Source organism: Desulfofundulus salinus (assembly GCF_003627965.1).
Taxonomy (GTDB): Bacteria; Bacillota; Desulfotomaculia; order Desulfotomaculales; family Desulfovirgulaceae; genus Desulfofundulus; species Desulfofundulus salinus.
Window position 1 is genome coordinate 2,675,564 of the sequence record NZ_RBWE01000001.1, and the last position, 16,575, is coordinate 2,692,138.

The following is a 16,575-nucleotide window of genomic DNA, read 5'->3' on the forward strand; positions in this document are numbered from 1 at the left end:
GGTTAATTATCGTTTTGCGAGATAAGCTTTTCCAATGGCATCTGCACCATAGATTGCGTTGTAGACCATTTGTGGTGTTACAGGGAAAGGCATGTTATGCACCATCATACCAGGTTCACATACCTTTTCAGCCACGCGCATAATCTTTTCAGGGGTAGGATCTGTAACCCCTATCTGCGCCAGAGTTACAGGAAGCCCGACCCTCGTGCAAAAATCCAGGACCTCATTAATTTCTGCCCATGGACGGTCTTCCAGGACCAGGTGGGCCAGGGTACCGAAGGCAACTTTTTCCCCATGATAGCTATGGTGGGTTTCTTCCAGCACTGTTAATCCATCATGAATAGCATGAGCTGCTGCAAGACCAGAGCTTTCAAAACCAATACCGCTGAGCAGCGTGTTGGCTTCTATTATCTTTTCAACTGCTGGTGTGGCCACTCCTCTTTCCACGGCAAGCTTAGCAGCCTCTCCATATTCTAGCAGGATATCATAACAGAGCCGTGCCAGGTTTAAGGCAGTAACGGTAGTATAGCCACCCGGAATATTCTTTGCTGCAGATTTAGCACAAGAATCAGCTTCAAACCAGGTTGCAAGAGCATCTCCCATACCAGAAACCAGGAAGCGTACCGGAGCTTTAGCAATAATGGCAGTATCGACAACCAGCAGATTGGGGTTTTGGGGTAGGATAAAGTAACGTTCAAAGACGCCTTCTTCTGTGTAAATAACCGCGAGGGCACTACATGGGGCATCCGTAGCAGCAATAGTAGGAACGATAACAACAGGCTTATTCATTAAGCATGCAACCGCTTTGCCTGCATCGATAACTTTACCGCCACCTACAGCAACTATGAAATCTGCCCCCGCTGCTGTAGCTGCAGCTTTAAGTCTCTCTATTTCACTATCGCAACACTCTCCCCGAAATACTTCAAATACAGAATTTACATTGTGTTCTTTTAAACTTTTTTCAATATCTGCACGGGTCTCTTTTAGGGCAGTTTTTCCTCCAGTTATGAAAGCTTTTTGCCCGAAATTTTTCGCCTGCTCACCCAGGGAGTGAATCGCCCCAGGGCCCTGCACATAGCGACTTGGAGAAATTAGTATCTTAATGCTCATTTTTCTTCCTCCTTAAAATAAAATTACTCGTTAAACAGCTGGTAAGGCACAATGAGCGATTCTGTAAATACTCTAAAGAGTTTAATCTCAGTTTTTAAATCCCTCCTTGAAATTTTATTGTGTCATGTACGCATACTTAGTCGCCTGACGATTTATCTTTTTCGCCTCTTCCCACCCCCTCTTCTTGATAAGACCGGGGTGCTTCTTCACCCCTCAGGACTCTCAGCACACCCTCGGCCAGGGCAGCCATCTCGTCCTCGCCGGGGTAAACAAGCACCGGGGCGATAAACTCCACTCGCTTTCTTATTTCTTCCACCGCGCGCCGGCTGTACGCCAGTCCGCCGGTCAGTACAACCGCATCGACCTGGCCGGAAAGAACTGCCGCACAGGCACCAATCTCCCGCGCCACCTGGTAGCATAGTGCTGCAAACAGGAGATCTGCTTCTGTGTCTCCTGCAGCGGCCCGTTCCTCCACCTCCCGGGCGTTGTTGGTTCCCAGGTAAGCGACAAACCCTCCCCGCCCGTTGATCAGGCGGAGCAGTTCCTCCCGGGTGTAGCGATCACTAAAAGCCAGCTGCACCACCTCCGCCGCCGGGAGGGAACCGCTGCGCTCAGGGGTGAGCGGGCCTTCCCCATCCACCCCGTTGCTTACATCCACTACCCGGCCCCGTCGGTGTGCACCGACGGTTATACCACCGCCCAGGTGTGCTACAATTAGATTCACTTCCTCGTATTTCTTGCCCAGTTCTGCTGCCGCACGCCTGGCCTGGCGCTTCTGGTTCAATGCGTGAAACACGCTCCGCCGCTGGATCTGGGGCAAACCGGAAATCCGGGCCACCGGTTCCAGTTCATCCACACAGATGGGGTCAACGATATATGAAGGAACGTTGTGTGGAGAACCCAGCTCATAGGCCAGAAGGGCACCCAGGTTGGAGGCATGCCTGCCGTAACGTTCTTCACGCAGCTCCTCAAGCATGGCCCGGTCGACTGCATAAACACCACCGGGGATGGGCTTCAACAAGCCGCCCCTTGCTGCAATGGCGGTTAACTCTTCCACGCGCAGCCCTTTTTTCTGCAATTCCCGGCGTAATGCCTCGAGCCGGTAGTCAAGCTGGTCAACCACGCGTGGGAAAACCGCCAGCTCATCCGCAGGATGAGCGATATTCTCAATCCACCGCTTGTCCTCACCTATGAAAAAAGCTATTTTGGTCGAGGTGGAACCGGGATTGATAACGAGAATCTTTTCTTCGGTGTTCTGCTCCGTCATAAAACTTCTTCCTTTCTCCTGCCTGTTAAAACAGCTTTTCCCATAGTGACCTGTGGAGGCTGGAAATTACCTCCACGCCCACGATCAGGCCGTTCTCCACAGCAGCGACAGCGCGTCCCACCGCCGCCTGCACTGCTGCGACCTCACCCTGGAGGAGAACCAGGGATTTACCGCCCAGGCCCCGCGCCAGGCGGATCTCCAGCAATTGTACCTGCCCGCCTTTAACGGCAGCATCCCCTGCTTTGATGGCAGCCGCACAGGCAAAGGTCTCTATAACACCAAGCGACCCCCTTGCGGCAGGAACTGCTGACGTACCGGTCAGGGCCGGAAACACCGATGGATGCACGGTACCCAGCACAAGCGAATCTACAACATTTTCGGAGTCAAAATCCACTGCCGCACGTACGGCATTGCGCACGGCCCCAACTTCCCCGCTGATCATGGCTACAAACTTACCCGGACAAACGGGAGTGGCCAGCACCAGTTCGACCGGTGAAGATTTAAGCAACGCATCTGTGGCTGCTATACCGCGAGCAATGCCCCGCCACTCCACCATGCCTAAGGCATTCATCAACCACCATCACCCACCCTTTCTGACTCGATGACCACCGCATCTGCGGACACCTGCGTAACGCGGCCCTCAATGCTGGCATGAATCGGCACACCCAGAGCGTTGTCCGGTACCTCAGCCACCACCTGACCGGCTGCCACTCGTTCCCCGGCTTCAACAACCGGTACTGCCGGCACTCCTATATGCTGTCTGAGCATTAACCGCACCTTTTGCGGACGCACGCTTTCCTCCTGAAGGGGTGCCGGGAGATCATAGCGCAAGAGTCCCAGCCGTGCTACCAGACGCGCCGTAGGTACGCGGCGATATGGCCTCTGGGGATGGACACCTCGCAGTTCACCACCGGGCGGCTTGAAACCGCTGCGGGACATTTGACGCTTCAACCACGCATTTACCCGCCTGGGACTGAGACCCATGGGACAGGCGAAAACCTCACACAGGCCGCATTCCGAACAAAGCCATGGGGCTCCCCCGGCAACCAGTTCACCGGTCGCATATGCCAGGCCGGCCATATTGCGGTCCGGCCGCAGGCCGTGGCCCAGCAGATAACGGGGACAGAGTTCTGTACAGTAACCGCAGTGGCAGCACATTCCCCGCGTCAGCCGCAGGTCCACACCAATATCCAACTTTTTGCTTAAAACCAGGGGGTGATCGGCTGGCAGGACGATAATCCCGCCGGTGGTTCTCGTAACTACAGCATCCAGGTCCACCAGGCGGCCCATCATCGGGCCCCCTTCTATAATTGTAAATGTCTTTATTTGCGGCCCCCCGGCCATGTAGAGCAGGTCTTTAACAGGCGTCCCCACCGGTACCTGAAGGGTCACCGGCCTTTGTACAGCACCGGTCACAGTAACTATTTTTTCAATTACAGGCCGGCCTTCCATAGCGCGGTTCACATTGAACAGCGTCTCAACGTTATTGACCACCACACCAACCTGGATGGGAATTCCTCCCGGAGGGATAACGCGCCCGGTAACTTCATACACCAGTACATGCTCGTCGCCAGCCGGGTAAAAATCATCCAGAAAGTGCAATTCCACCGCTGTTTCCGGTTCGTCGGCCAGCGCTTCCCGCAGGGCTGCTGCAGCGGCCCTGTACTTGGCTTTAATCCCTACAGTGGCCCTGGCGGCACCCGTTGCGCGCATCATGATCTTCAGCCCGCCAATCACTTCGCGAGCAGCACAACGGAGCAATTCCTGGTTGCCGCGTAAGAGAGGCTCACACTCAGCGGCGTTGGCAATTACCCACTCCGCACGGCTCGAAGCCTTCATATAGGCGGGAAATCCCGCACCTCCGGCCCCTACTACACCGGACTGCCGCAACCGGCTTATGATTTCCTCTCTGCTCCACGCAATCACTGCTCAACCCACCCGCTCTTTAAATAATCCGGAAACCATCCACCAGCACGCAGCGGCGTTGGCGGGTAAAGCTCCTGGCCGAAGTCAGGCCTTCGCCCGTGGGGCCGGCAATGGTAAAAGTACAGTAACCTTCGCCACCGGCACCGATGCCGGCATAACACGGTGCATTTTTCACAAAAATGGTGGTTTTGACAGCCCGGGCAAATTCTGTCATGTAATCGACATGCTTGGAATGCATGATGGCTGTATGCCGGTTGTTACCTTCCACCCGCACAGCCAGCTGGATCCCCTCTTCGACGTCACGTACCCGCACGACCGGCAGGACAGGCATCATCTGCTCATGGGTTACAAACGGATGATCCGGGTCCGTCTCCATGATGACCAGGCGGGTATCGTGACCTATATTAATACCGATTTGTTTCAAGATGTAAGAAGCATCTTTACCCACCAGGTCCGGGTTAAGCACTGTATGACCGTCCCTTTCCTCGTGGAAAGCCAGCCTGGTCAGAGCATCCACTCCACTTCCCTTTACCAGAATGGCTCCTTCTCGCTGCATCCGGCGGATCAGGTCATCAGCCACTTCATCAACCACGATCAGGACTTTCTCGCAGACACAGGGCATGTTGTTATCAAAACTGGCCCCCATAACAATGTCCCGGGCGGCCCTTTCTATATCGGCTGTGTGGTCTACCAGCACCGGCGGGTTGCCCGCACCGGCCCCGATAGCCTTTTTACCGGAACTCAGGGCTGCCTTTACGACGCCAGAACCGCCAGTCACGACAAGCATGTTGATTCCCGGATGGTGCATCAACTGCCCCGCTTTTTCCACGGAAGGTTCGCTGAGGCCTACAACCAGACCGGAAGGACCGCCGGCACGTATGATGGCCTCGTGAAGAATCTCGATGGTCTTCAATGAAGTCTTCTCGGCTGAAGGGTGGGGGGAGAAAACCACTGCATTACCGGCAGCAATCATCCCGATACTGTTATTGATGATGGTAGCCGCCGGGTTGGTCACCGGGGTAATGGCACCGATTACACCCACCGGAGCCATTTCGACAAGGGTCAGCCCGTAATCACCGGTATAAGCCGTGGGCTTTAAATCTTCAGTGCCGGGTGTTTTCTGTGCCGCCAGGGTGTTCTTCATAATTTTGTCCTCTACGCGTCCCCTTCCGGTCTCCTGAACGGCCATTTCAGCCAGGAGCCGGACATTGGCCAGGGCCGCCTCCCGCATGGCCCGCACCAGCTCCTCCCGCCGGGCCAGGTCCATAAGAGCCAGTTTTTCCTGAGCCCGCCTGGCAGCCTCCACTGCCTCATCCAAACTGGAGAAGGCGCCCTGCACACCTTCTTCTTGCTGGTTCAACTTCTCTAAAATCTTTTCTACAATAGCGTATATCTCAGCCTGTGCTACCTGCATATTAAAACCTCCCTGTCATGTCTTCCCCAGCTGGCCGGAACCCGTTAAACCTTACTGGCCTTGGAGCTGATTCCACTTCTCGACCCCGGCCCGGGCCACTTCTATGTCCTGCTCAACGCTCCCGCCACTGATGCCGATAGCCCCCACAATGTTGGTTTCCTGGTAAAGCGGGATGCCCCCACCAAAAGGAACAATCCTGCCTCCGTTGGTGGTATTGATGCCGTACAGCGGCCCGCCGGGGGCAGCCAGCACAGAAAGCTTTTCCGTTTCCATCTTCAAGGCCACTGCCGTATATGCTTTACCTGCAGCAATATCCAGACTGGCCAGCAGGGCGCCGTGCATGCGCTCCAGCAGCACAGGGTTGCCTGCACCATCAGCCACCACGATCACCATGGGAACCCCAATCTGGTGAGCTTTTTCTTCTGCTGCAGCAGCAATCTGGCGGGCTATGTCAAGAGTAATCGTTTCTTTCACATTACCACCCCCTCTTGTTTTTTCCAGGACTCTGGTCATAACCACCTTGACCAGGTGCTCGTGTGCCTCCACTCTCGCCAGGACAAACAACAGATCTGAAAGGCGATTTAAATACCTGATTACCTCTTCCCTCACGACCTCCCGCCTGGAAAGCCGCACTACCAGCCGTTCTGCCCGGCGGGTAATAGTCCGGGCCAGGTCAAATGCCGCTTCGGCAGGGACATGTCCGGAAACCGCAAACCCGCGCAAAGCGGGAATACGATCAAGCCCTTCGTTTATGTCCTCCTCCAGGCGGCTGATCATCTCATCTTCCACGCGGGCCCCCACCGCGGGCACTTCCGGGCGGGCCAGCTCCGAACAAACCACAAAGAGCTCTTTTTGTACCCTAACGGCAACCTCCTGAACCCACGCACAGCAGGCCAGCGAACGTCCCAGAGCCAGCGCCGCCCCTGCTTCATCCACCGTACCATAAGCGCTGACCCTCAGGCTGTCCTTGCCCACCCGTATTCCTCCCAGAAGGGATGTTTCTCCCCTGTCGCCGGTCCGGGTATATACCCCGGGTGTACGATTTTTCTTCACTGTCCGACCACCCACTTATACCATTTCTTCACCGGCTGGTCATTTCCACGGTATCAACAATACCAATAATGGCAGCATCCACCGGTACCAGCGTGTCAGCACCGTTCACTGTTCGCGAGGCAGGTGATCCCATGACTACCAGGACCGTTTCCCCAACTCCAGCGCCAACGGTATCCACAGCTACAAATTCCTCTACCTCTGTTTTTTTACCGGGCTGCAGCGTTTCGACCACCAGAAGCTTGAAGCCGGTCAACCGTTCGTCCTTCCGCGTGGAAACCACCGTACCAATCACCCGTCCCAAAATCATCCCTTGCTCACCTGCCTCTCTTTAAATCCAGCCCCGGGGTCATGGAACAGGATCACACTTCTTCCACCCGCCAGCCCGCATCCCGGATTGTATCCCAGGCCAGTGGCGTAACCAGTGCCCCCCTGGGAATCCTGACCACCCCGTTATTGTTTACCAGGGCACCCAGCTCCGTGCGTGTGATAACCATGCGCTGGCCGGAACGCTGCTCGACTGCCGGCACACTCGATAAAACGGCAGGCAACTGGTAGGGGCTTTCGGGCACGTTTTTACTCCTTAATAGCGGCTGAGGAGCAATTCCGGAATCAGCCCGCCTTCCAATCATTTCTGCCACCACACTGCCCAATTCCCGGGCCGATACCAGAGTCACCCCGTAACCTGCAATTTTTTCCAGATTATCTTTCATCGTCTGAACCAGTGCCGGACGACCACGGTTCATTCCCAAACGTGCAAAACCTTCACTGGTGGGGTCTGCCGCATCACTGGCCGCTATCACCGGCAGCCCGCGCATTAAGGCATCCACCAGCACCTCCGCTGCCGCCGAGTCCAGCAACATCGAAGCCAGACGGGCTGCAGTGGTCCGTGTGAGTACGGGTACCACCACCAGGTCACAAAGCTCGAGAAGCTCTGTATGCCTGCCACGACTGCTTTCGCCCTCAACCAAAACGTCAACAGCCTGCAGTTCTTGCCTCCACTTCTCGGGATCATGAATAGCCGCCGCCGACCGGGAGAAAAGGATGAAGTACTCCAGCCCCACCCCTCGCTCCCTCTTCAGGCGCGCAAGTTCCTCCAGAGCAGCCCGCGCACCGATGGTCCCGCCCGTAACCACAACCAGTATCCTGCGATGCCCGGGCAGAGGTGAAACAGGAACCTGTCCCCTGTTCAGGCGGCGTAACACCTCTTCCACTACGCGATTCACCAGCTCTTCACCGGTCACCTGTTCTCGCCTCCCTTAGCCAGCCGGGCAACAAAGGGCAATCCCCAGCGGGGTCACCAGCAGAGGTTCCACCGGGCACAGCACGGGGACATCCAGCTGGCGCTGCATCACGTCAACAAATCCATGGAACGAAAAGGCACCGCCGACCAGGTAGACAGTGGGTACATCCCACCCCTCGAGGTGGCGCCGTACAATAGCTGCCACCTTCTCCATCACCGGGCGGACCAGCGGGAGGAGCTCCGGCTGCCTGCCGGGATCCAGCTTCATAGCTTCAGCTTCACTGAAAGGCAGCCCATAATGCCCGCTGAGCACCAGGGTAAAGTGGGTGCCGCCGGTCGGCTCATCGGCGGTATATACCACTTCACCTTCCTTAAGGATGGAAATGCCCGTCGTACCGCCGCCCACATCCACCACCGCTCCATCCCGTACCCCCAGCACCGCGGATGCTGCAGTAGGTTCATCGACTACATTCACAACCTGAAGTTCCGCACTTTCAACCACGTACCGGGTAGCTCTCGAGTCCCTGTCTCCGGTTCCTGGTGGTACAGCAGTGGCCGCTGTCAATAATTCCGCTCCCAGCGTCACGCGCAAGTTCTCCACGAGACGCCGCACAATATTTACGGCACCTGCATAATCCACCACCAGGCCATCCCGCACCACCTGTGCCGGTTTCAGTGCCCCGGCCACCGGCTGGCCGGTTTCGTCCACCACCGCCACCACAACATTGGCAGTGCCGAGGTCGACACCCACACGCAGGCGCCCCTGCCAGGCTTTGAGCGGTTCATCCATACGGGACCTGAAGGTAGCGATTAATTCATTCGCCCGCTCAAACTGTCCCTTAATCATCGATGATCACCTGTACGTAATCCCCGTTTTTAAGACCGGCCGCGTTGGCTTCATCGGTATCGATATGGATTTCAAGGCGGTATGCGGGTGATACACGTACCAGTACCCGGTCGAAAACTACCCTTCGCAACCCTTCCGTGCGCACCCGTACCAGTTCCCTGTCTTTGAGCCCCCAACGTTCAGCTACATCGGCAGGCATGTGTATGTGACGCCAGGCCAGTATTACACCCTCCTCCAGGTTGATGGCCCCCCTGGGACCAACCAGAACCGCCCCGGGTGTTCCGGAGAGGTCGCCCGAATCCCGGACCGGAGGGTCAATCCCCAGAAGGTAAGAATCGGTACGGGAGATTTCCACCTGTGTTTGTCCCCTCGGTGGACCCAGGACACGGACGTTCTGAAGCACGCCCCGCGGCCCGACAACTGTTACACATTCCTTCGCAGCGTACTGGCCGGGTTGCAGTTCCCTGATGGGAGTCAGGCTATACCCGGGGCCGAAAAGTGCCTCGACATGCTCCGGTGCCAGATGGACGTGACGCGCTGATACTCCCACCGGCACCCGCAGGATTTCGCGTTCCGCCGCCTGCCGGCGCTGGACCTGCGCCACTACCGCCCGCACCAGGGCGTGAATTACATCCCCGGGAATTTCCTGCGGCAGCACCGCCGTTGATTGTTTCAGTTCCAAGCTGCTTCACCTACCTGTATTTTTTCCTGTTCCGGGAGTACCGGCGACCCTTGACCAGTTTTATATCGGTTTTTTCCGGTACCGTAATGCAGGCGGAAGAGGTGGGCTTTCCACCTGGACAGGGAGCAAGGCGCAGCACCGAAAGGGTTTCATGTTTCAGTGCCTGCGGCGCCGTTCGCGTCCGCCCCGGCTTTCCCTGTTTCCAGAACCGGGGTTGTTCGTTTTTTTTTCTTCAGGCTCCGGATTTTCAGTAACGGGCTCTAATTCTGCCGCCTCCGGTGCCCCTTCTTCCCCTCCCGCGGTGTCTGGAGCACCGGCGCCCGACCCTTCCCCGGAAGCCGGCCCGGGTCCGACGCGGCCAGCACCTCTGGTTGCAGGACTGTTGATCACAGGTTCCACTTCTTGATGGGGACGTGGAATGACATGGGAAGACACAACCTTACCCACCCGCGAAGCAGCAGCTACACCAGCACTGACAGCAGCCTTTACCGCTCCCACGTCCCCACGAATCTTAACCACCACCATTCCGCCGCCCTGTGTCAGTTCGTAACCGACCATCTCCACATTAGCGGCTTTAGCCATGGCATCGGCAGCCTCCACAGCCGCTACCAGTCCTACCGTTTCAATAAGGCCTAAAGCCTGGGTGGCCAATTTCCGGTCACCTCCTCCTGATTAAAACAATGGCTTACATGGTTTTGAAGGGCACCACTTTTACCAGCCGCGCTGCATTTGTGCCCACTATCCGTGCTGCTTCCGGCCTTAAATTGAGATGGACGGTGAACACGGGCTGGTGGCGGCGGAGCTTGCGGTGGTGAATTACGGCCTTACCCTGGCTGTCCAGACCAATACCTACTTCGAGCGGGGAAATACGAGCTGCCTGGTGGCCCAGTTCTTCAGCATCCCCGTTTCCCTCCTGCACCACCACCGGCACACCTTCTTCCTCCAGCCCCAGCAATATCTCCCGCTTCAGGGCCTCGGAAACGTTCCGGCCGGGACACATCAAGACCACCGCCGGGCGTTCACCCGTCCACCTGGCGTAAACAGAACTCATCTGCGTGTACCCCCAACCCGACCATCAACTGCAGACAGAACCAGGCCCGTGGCCACCGCGTTACGAGGCCCTTCGGTACCCCGGATGTTGGCCCGCCCCGTAACCACACCATAATGGGCCAGCGCATCAGATATGAGGTGCGGTACTTCAAAGTCCAGGGCAGACCCGCCCACAAGAACCACAAAATCAATAAGCCTGATGTTTTGTCCCGGGGCCACCTGGCTCAGAGCTCTAAAAGCATTGGTTACAAAAACTTTCTCCTTGGCCGACCGGCGCACCGCACGGATCTTCTCGACTGATTCACTCACAGGGACGGGAACCAGCTCGCTCCCTTCTTTAACCACCACGACCCGGCCGAAAACACCGGGGTCCAGAGCCTGGTCATAGAAAACCACAGTTCCATCTTCCATACGGATGTGGAACAGGCTTTCCACTTTCGCCAGCGGGTAGCGCTTGATTTCCTCTGCCAGGTGGCGGTCTTCCAACCCCAACTCGGAAGCAATGAGCATGGTTACCAGTTCACCGGCTCCTGCCAGGTGAACAAAACTCAATTTGCCTTCCTGATTGATAAAGGCTGCGTCAGTGGAACCACCACCCAGGTCCAGAATGGCTACCGGGCGGTCGACCCCCGGAGTAGTCAAGGCACCCAGGATGGCCATCTGGGCCTCCACTCCGCCAACCTCAACCCGGAAGCCCAGCTCAGCTTCCAGCCGGCGGGCAATCTCTTCCATGGGAAACCGGCTGGTCCTGACCATTGCCGCCAGGGCCACTGCATTTTCATTGGAAAACTCCCCGGCCAGCCCGCCAACCACCCTCTGGGGAACAAGCGTGTCGACAGCGAGAATATCCCTGATCCGAACTTCATCCCTGGACTGGCCGCTTAAATCAGCCATCACCTGCCGGACTTTTTCCAACATGCCACCCACGTTGGTACCCGGAGTACCGCTGGCATCCATGAGTGGAGCCATCCGGTCCAGAGCGGCCATGATCTGCCCGGCCCCCTCCTCCAGGTCCACCTCCGCCCGGCCCTTCTCACCCTCCAGGATCACACGGCCGGCCGGAATGCGGCGTTCCTTTACATCCCCGGCAGGTGTTTTAATTACCACTGCAGAGCGATTGCCGGTGAGTGCCCGGGCTACGGGCACCACATTCCGGGTTTCTTCGGGCGTAAGCTCGAATACCGTAGCGATACCATAAGGGTTTGACAAGGTTTGAATCACGCCGCCGGGCGGGGCCACTTCCACCGCCGCACGCATGGAAAGCGGGACCCGCTCGAGATATTGCACCTCGTCGACCACCGGAATGGGCTTTTTAACCCTGTTATAAATGAGCACCCCGTCATCCCGCTGGGCAATAGCCCCCTGTACATCAACACCTTTATCCAGCGCCTGGTTGATCAGGCGGGCAGCAGTATCATAGGTAATACTGGCCGGGACCACGGCTACCACACGGTCACCCGGGGCGCAGGACGGCAACTGGTCCACAGGAACTGTCGTACCCACTCCCAAACCGGTGCCGCCCGGAGTGGCCGGGTTGTGCCCGATCATGGTTGATTCCGTAATTACCGTCTCGGTAATAGCCTCCATGGCCACATCCGCGATTACGGGCGTTGCCTCATTCAAGCGCAATAAAGAAATATCGCTCAGGCGGCAGCCGGCCCGGGCGACAGCTTCTTCCAGGGCCCGCTTCACACCGGGGACGTTATCTACTGTCCCCTTGATACCGGTAGTGGGAACGAGCGAACTGGCCAGGAAACTGACCCGTCCGCCCGCCTCTACCTTAGCCAGAGCTACTTCTGTTGAATTGTTACCGATATCGACCCCTGCAATGATCGTCATTGCGCAAGGCTCCTTCGTCCTTTTTATGCAGTCCGCAGCCGCCCGCGGCGCTCATAGACATCGGCCGCTTCCCGCACAAAAGCTGCATTGATCCTGGCACCGTACTTGTGCTCCAGTTCGTCGGCGATGGCCAGGAGCTCAGCCCTGGTCGACCTGTACGGCCTCAAAGCGTTGTAAATCTCCAGGATGCGCTCGTCGGGCACCCCGGTCAACTCTGCAGCCCGCCGGAAATTTTGAGCAAGCTGCTTGCGGCCGCAGGCTTCAGCAATCCGGGCCTGCATGAGCAGAGCGTCTGCCGTGATCCGCACGTCCTGGGGTGTAATTTTGCCGTTCAAGACGTTTTCAATGGTTAGATCTTCCAGCTTCTTGCCTGTGGCAGTACGTATCAATTCAGGCCGCTTCTCTGCCAGCGGGTAATCCTTCCCGGGGTGCAGGGCACACCCGGTTTTCCCCGCCTGAGTGCCAGCTTCCGCCGCCGGCGTATTTTCCTCGCCGGCCACGTTGCTCATCTGCTTGAGAACCTCACGCACCAGTTGCTCTATATAACGCGCATCCATCCCGGCACCTCCTCCTTAGTGAAACCGGGGTTCCAGTTCTGTAGAACTGGCTCCGGGCACCACAAACTGTGTTTCTTTGATGTGCATAACCGCCGCCCGGGCCTGGTACTTGGGCCGGGCCATTTGATCGTTGCGGACCGGCACCGGATCCGGGTTTTCACCCTTGGCGTAACGGGCCGCGTTCCGCCCGATAGCCCTGTACGTCTCCAGGTCCAGGAGAGGTGACTGCGGAAACAGTTCCAGGTTGCTTAAAGGAGGAAGGTCCTTCTGGTGAATCACTGTCGTGCCGCGGGATTGAATTCCGATACCGATACCGGAACCCGAAAGTTTGGCCGCCTCATGAGCTACGAAGGCCACGTCCGATGTCTTCCTGACTCTTATCACACGGGCGCGGCAGCCCTCTTCTTCAATACCGGCCATGATTTCACGCAAAACATCCGCATGAGGCAGGCCGATAATAGTCCTGGTGAATTTATCGCCAAATGCGGGGGCAAGGCCGATTACCACTTCACTGCGGTCAGTGCCGGGCCGTGCTTCCCCCTTCTCTGCCAGGACCAGCCCTTGCCCTGTCACTGGAGCAGCTGAAGCCCTGTCCACCTTCTCCGCATACCCGCTGCTCTGCAAGCGTGACATTTCCTGTATTACCTGCTCCACGATCTTCTCAATCAGGGCGTTGTCCACCATTCCCTTTCACCTCCCCTAGATTTCCATATCTTCGGGCCGCAGAGCCTGGGCAATATTCTTAATTTCCTCCCAGCGCTCCTTGCTCAAACGGTAACCGGTTCCTGGACCCCGGTAGTCGTTTAGATCATTTACTGCAGAAATGACATGGAAATTCTGATCCAGAATTGCGGAGGTATGCAGGTAGTCACCGGATACCCTTTGCTTGAGCATGTTGAGTATATTTTGCGCGATATCTTCAAAGCCGTGCTTGGCCAGGGCTTTAACCACATCCAGCCCGGTTACGCCGCGTGCTATCATATCCTGAGCAGCCTTAAGGTCTTCCGGCACCTTGCGGGGTGGCATATCTTCGGAACCGTGCGCGTAAGTCGCGGCTTCAACTTCTTCGTCGGTGATTTCGGGCAGACCCAGCTCCTTGAACACCGCCTGCAGCGCCCTGGCCGCCCGGTTGCGTACGGCAACAACTTCCTCCTCGCTGACCGGCCGCACCCCGCCGTCCACCATCAGGTCCCGCTGCAGGAGCAGGTAGTCGTCCATGTCTTCAATATCAAAGTTGGACCCTGCAAACATGTTGTCGTAGTTGGGTACTGCGCTGTAACCAGAGAAGATGAAGTCCGTGCCTGCTGCGAATTGCGGCAGCATGCGGGCAGTCCGCCGTATATCCGAGTGGGAAAAGGTCTGGTCGTTACCGGAAGCCACTTCCAGGTCCAGCATCATGGTGATCAGGTTCTCAGCCGCCACCGCACGAATACCTGAAGGCACAGCACCCGGTACGCCGATGCAGCTGATAGAACCGTTTTGCAGTCCCTGCACACCAGCACCCTTGGTGAGCATTACGCAGCGGGCTTCCAGGTAGAGCATGGACTTGCCCTCAGCGTAGCCCATCTGCACCTCCGAACCGGTACCGGACGTAAAGCGCATCTTCAGACCGCGGGAAGCATAAGCCGATGCCAGGAATGCTTTGGACCATGGCGTATCATCACCGTCAACAAACACCTGCTCTGTACCGTACACGGAAATAGTTTCCGCATAGGAGGTAAGACCGCGCATTCCGAGCTGCAACTCAGTAGCTTCTTCCAGAGCACACTGGGTGAGCACGCCGCCACGTCCCGTCTGGGAACCCACCAGCAGGGCCAGGGCGTTGAAAGGAGCGTAGCGGACCACACCCACGGTGGTTTCCTGCTCGGCAAATCCCCGCAGGGCGGCTTCTGCTGCGTCCGCCGCGATTTGCACCGGGTTGTCCCGCAAATTGGTGACGTGGCACTGATTGGCCGGCGTCTTCCGGGCACGCATTTTCATCATGCCCATCATGATTTCCACGATGTTCATGTGCCCCAGAACTTCGACCACTTTGGCCGGGGTCATGCCCTGAGCCAGCCTGGCGATTTCTTCGCGAGGCACATTGATGTCCACGACCATCCTGGCAATCTGCGCGGAATCCATGGCCATTACTTCCGGAGCAACATTAACATCGATGAAATAATCAGCAATAAATTGTTCGATCATATCGAAATCTTCACGGCGCTTACCGTCCATCTCCACAACCCGGCCGTTTTCGATCTTCAGGCTGGGCTTTGGATCTAAAGGACTGTTCATGGCTATCAGGCCCACTTCCGGCCATTCCGCCACAAACCCGTCCTGGTTGACCGGCCTGTTGGCCAGAACCTCGAAACGTTTGGAACGTTTAGCCATTAATCCTCACCTCCCACGCTGTTAAATATAGGGTCTGGTCAGGGATTGGGGTTTGTCTCCCATAGTACTGAGCAGGGTGATCCCGACTTCCCGGGCAGCAATAAGAGCCTGGCGGACGGCACCGGAGTCACCCGAGATGAAAAGGATGGCTTCGTTGGTAAAACTTGTCCCCTTGGCCGGGCTGGCGTAACCAATCACCTGTACCTCCGCCGCCTTGACCGCCGTATCGCAGCAGACCACGCCGATGGCCGCAGGTGCACCTACGATCAGGCCGAATGCCCGCCCCAGCGGCGCGCCAAACGCCTTCTCCAGGGCATGGCTGGCCCGCGCGGTGTACTGGAACTCCAGGTGGCCCGCGTCATTAGCGTAAACGTCACCAAATGTCCTCTCCAACTCCTGCAGAGCGACTTCCACCGCCCGGCGGGCGTCGGAAACCTCCTCGGCTCCGAAGATAATGAGGCTGCCATGACCGGCACCGCCCCTGGTATCCCGGGGCAGCTCAACGGCCACGACCTCGGTATTGGTTGCCTTAACCGCTTCATCCGCCGCCATGATCTGCGGACCGGCACCAACCCGGCCGCCCAGGATGCCGATGGACCGGTAACGGCTATCCAGCCCCATCTTCTCGTGGAGCAACGGATCAACGTTGGCAATAACCAGACCAATAGTATCCCCCATGGCCGTACCGACAAATTCGGTAGGTAAGGAAGTCAACCCCCTCCCTGCAACCTGCTCGGCAACAGGAGAGGAACTGGCGGGCGCGCTGGATGCCGCAGCACTGCTGCTGGCCGCCCCCACTTTTTTCATCACCTGTTCCAGCACCTTCTGGACAAGTTGCTCGTCCATTTAAGCCACCTCCAAATTACTTCTTATCTGGTGCAGGCAAAATCTTCTCCACGTCGGTGTGCGGGCGCGGAATGACGTGTACGGAGACTACTTCTCCAACCCGCTTGGCTGCAGCCGCACCGGCATCAGTGGCAGCCTTGACTGCGCCCACGTCGCCCCGGACCATGACCGTAACCAGACCGGACCCGATCTTTTCGTAACCGATTAATGCTACGTTTGCCGCCTTTACCATGGCGTCCGCCGCTTCGATGGCCGGGACCAGTCCCCGCGTCTCCACCATGCCCAACGCTTCTCCAGTCATCAACAATTCAACCTCCTTAAATATTTATTGGGTTGTTTGATTTATGGTAAACCCCCTTCCCGGAGGTTTC

General features: G+C 57.3%; 17 protein-coding genes and 1 pseudogene. All 18 read right to left on the reverse strand.

The features are described 5' to 3' along the window. Positions 1-6 precede the first annotated feature (6 nt). Positions 7-1,110: a glycerol dehydrogenase gene (locus D7024_RS13500; protein WP_027356263.1), complete on the reverse strand. Its 1,104-nt coding sequence runs from the start codon at positions 1,108-1,110 to the stop codon at positions 7-9. A 136-nt stretch (positions 1,111-1,246) separates the two neighbouring features. Continuing rightward, positions 1,247-2,377: a butyrate kinase gene (gene buk, locus D7024_RS13505; protein WP_034634573.1), complete on the reverse strand. Its 1,131-nt coding sequence runs from the start codon at positions 2,375-2,377 to the stop codon at positions 1,247-1,249. 25 nt (positions 2,378-2,402) lie between these two features. Beyond that, entirely contained in the window at positions 2,403-2,948 is a 546-nt protein-coding gene (locus tag D7024_RS13510) for a BMC domain-containing protein (RefSeq protein WP_034634571.1), read from the reverse strand. Further along, entirely contained in the window at positions 2,948-4,303 is a 1,356-nt protein-coding gene (locus D7024_RS13515) for a 4Fe-4S dicluster domain-containing protein (protein ID WP_243113790.1), read from the reverse strand. Before D7024_RS13515 ends, D7024_RS13510 begins: the two co-directional genes overlap by 1 nt. Positions 4,304-4,322: 19 nt before the next feature. After that, complete coding sequence (locus D7024_RS13520; RefSeq protein ID WP_121452246.1) at positions 4,323-5,717, reverse strand: aldehyde dehydrogenase family protein; 1,395 nt, start codon at positions 5,715-5,717, stop codon at positions 4,323-4,325. 51 nt (positions 5,718-5,768) lie between these two features. Next, positions 5,769-6,770 (reverse strand): cob(I)yrinic acid a,c-diamide adenosyltransferase, encoded by a 1,002-nt coding sequence (locus tag D7024_RS13525; protein ID WP_121452247.1) that lies wholly within the window; start codon positions 6,768-6,770, stop codon positions 5,769-5,771. A gap of 28 nt (positions 6,771-6,798) precedes the next feature. Continuing rightward, positions 6,799-7,077, reverse strand: coding sequence for a EutN/CcmL family microcompartment protein (locus D7024_RS13530; RefSeq protein ID WP_121452248.1), 279 nt, complete (start codon positions 7,075-7,077; stop codon positions 6,799-6,801). A gap of 52 nt (positions 7,078-7,129) precedes the next feature. Further along, on the reverse strand, positions 7,130-8,011 hold the full coding sequence (locus tag D7024_RS13535) for a hypothetical protein (RefSeq protein ID WP_121452249.1): 882 nt from the start codon (positions 8,009-8,011) through the stop codon (positions 7,130-7,132). A gap of 15 nt (positions 8,012-8,026) precedes the next feature. Then, complete coding sequence (eutJ, locus tag D7024_RS13540) at positions 8,027-8,857, reverse strand: ethanolamine utilization protein EutJ (RefSeq protein ID WP_121452250.1); 831 nt, start codon at positions 8,855-8,857, stop codon at positions 8,027-8,029. Further along, a complete protein-coding gene (gene pduL / locus D7024_RS13545; RefSeq protein ID WP_341467005.1) occupies positions 8,850-9,461 on the reverse strand; it encodes a phosphate propanoyltransferase in 612 nt (203 codons plus the stop codon). The genes eutJ and pduL overlap by 8 nt, the downstream gene beginning before the upstream one ends. A gap of 462 nt (positions 9,462-9,923) precedes the next feature. Continuing rightward, positions 9,924-10,190, reverse strand: a pseudogene (locus D7024_RS15530) (BMC domain-containing protein); the annotation flags it as partial. A 34-nt stretch (positions 10,191-10,224) separates the two neighbouring features. Next, positions 10,225-10,590 (reverse strand): glycerol dehydratase reactivase beta/small subunit family protein, encoded by a 366-nt coding sequence (locus tag D7024_RS13555; RefSeq protein ID WP_121452252.1) that lies wholly within the window; start codon positions 10,588-10,590, stop codon positions 10,225-10,227. Then, on the reverse strand, positions 10,587-12,428 hold the full coding sequence (locus D7024_RS13560) for a diol dehydratase reactivase subunit alpha (RefSeq protein ID WP_121452253.1): 1,842 nt from the start codon (positions 12,426-12,428) through the stop codon (positions 10,587-10,589). Before D7024_RS13560 ends, D7024_RS13555 begins: the two co-directional genes overlap by 4 nt. 23 nt (positions 12,429-12,451) lie before the next feature. Beyond that, the gene (locus tag D7024_RS13565; RefSeq protein ID WP_121452254.1) at positions 12,452-12,985 is read right to left on the reverse strand and encodes a diol dehydratase small subunit; all 534 of its coding nucleotides are present in this window, start codon (positions 12,983-12,985) and stop codon (positions 12,452-12,454) included. Between the two features lie 15 nt (positions 12,986-13,000). Continuing rightward, a complete protein-coding gene (locus D7024_RS13570; RefSeq protein ID WP_121452255.1) occupies positions 13,001-13,669 on the reverse strand; it encodes a propanediol/glycerol family dehydratase medium subunit in 669 nt (222 codons plus the stop codon). 15 nt (positions 13,670-13,684) lie between these two features. Beyond that, positions 13,685-15,358 carry a propanediol/glycerol family dehydratase large subunit gene (locus tag D7024_RS13575; RefSeq protein WP_121452256.1) on the reverse strand — a complete coding sequence of 558 codons (1,674 nt, stop codon included), beginning with the start codon at positions 15,356-15,358 and terminating at the stop codon, positions 13,685-13,687. A gap of 21 nt (positions 15,359-15,379) precedes the next feature. Then, positions 15,380-16,204: a propanediol utilization microcompartment protein PduB gene (gene pduB / locus D7024_RS13580; protein WP_121452257.1), complete on the reverse strand. Its 825-nt coding sequence runs from the start codon at positions 16,202-16,204 to the stop codon at positions 15,380-15,382. 16 nt (positions 16,205-16,220) lie between these two features. Further along, positions 16,221-16,505, reverse strand: coding sequence for an ethanolamine utilization microcompartment protein EutM (eutM, locus tag D7024_RS13585; RefSeq protein ID WP_121452258.1), 285 nt, complete (start codon positions 16,503-16,505; stop codon positions 16,221-16,223). Between the last annotated feature and the right edge of the window lie 70 nt (positions 16,506-16,575).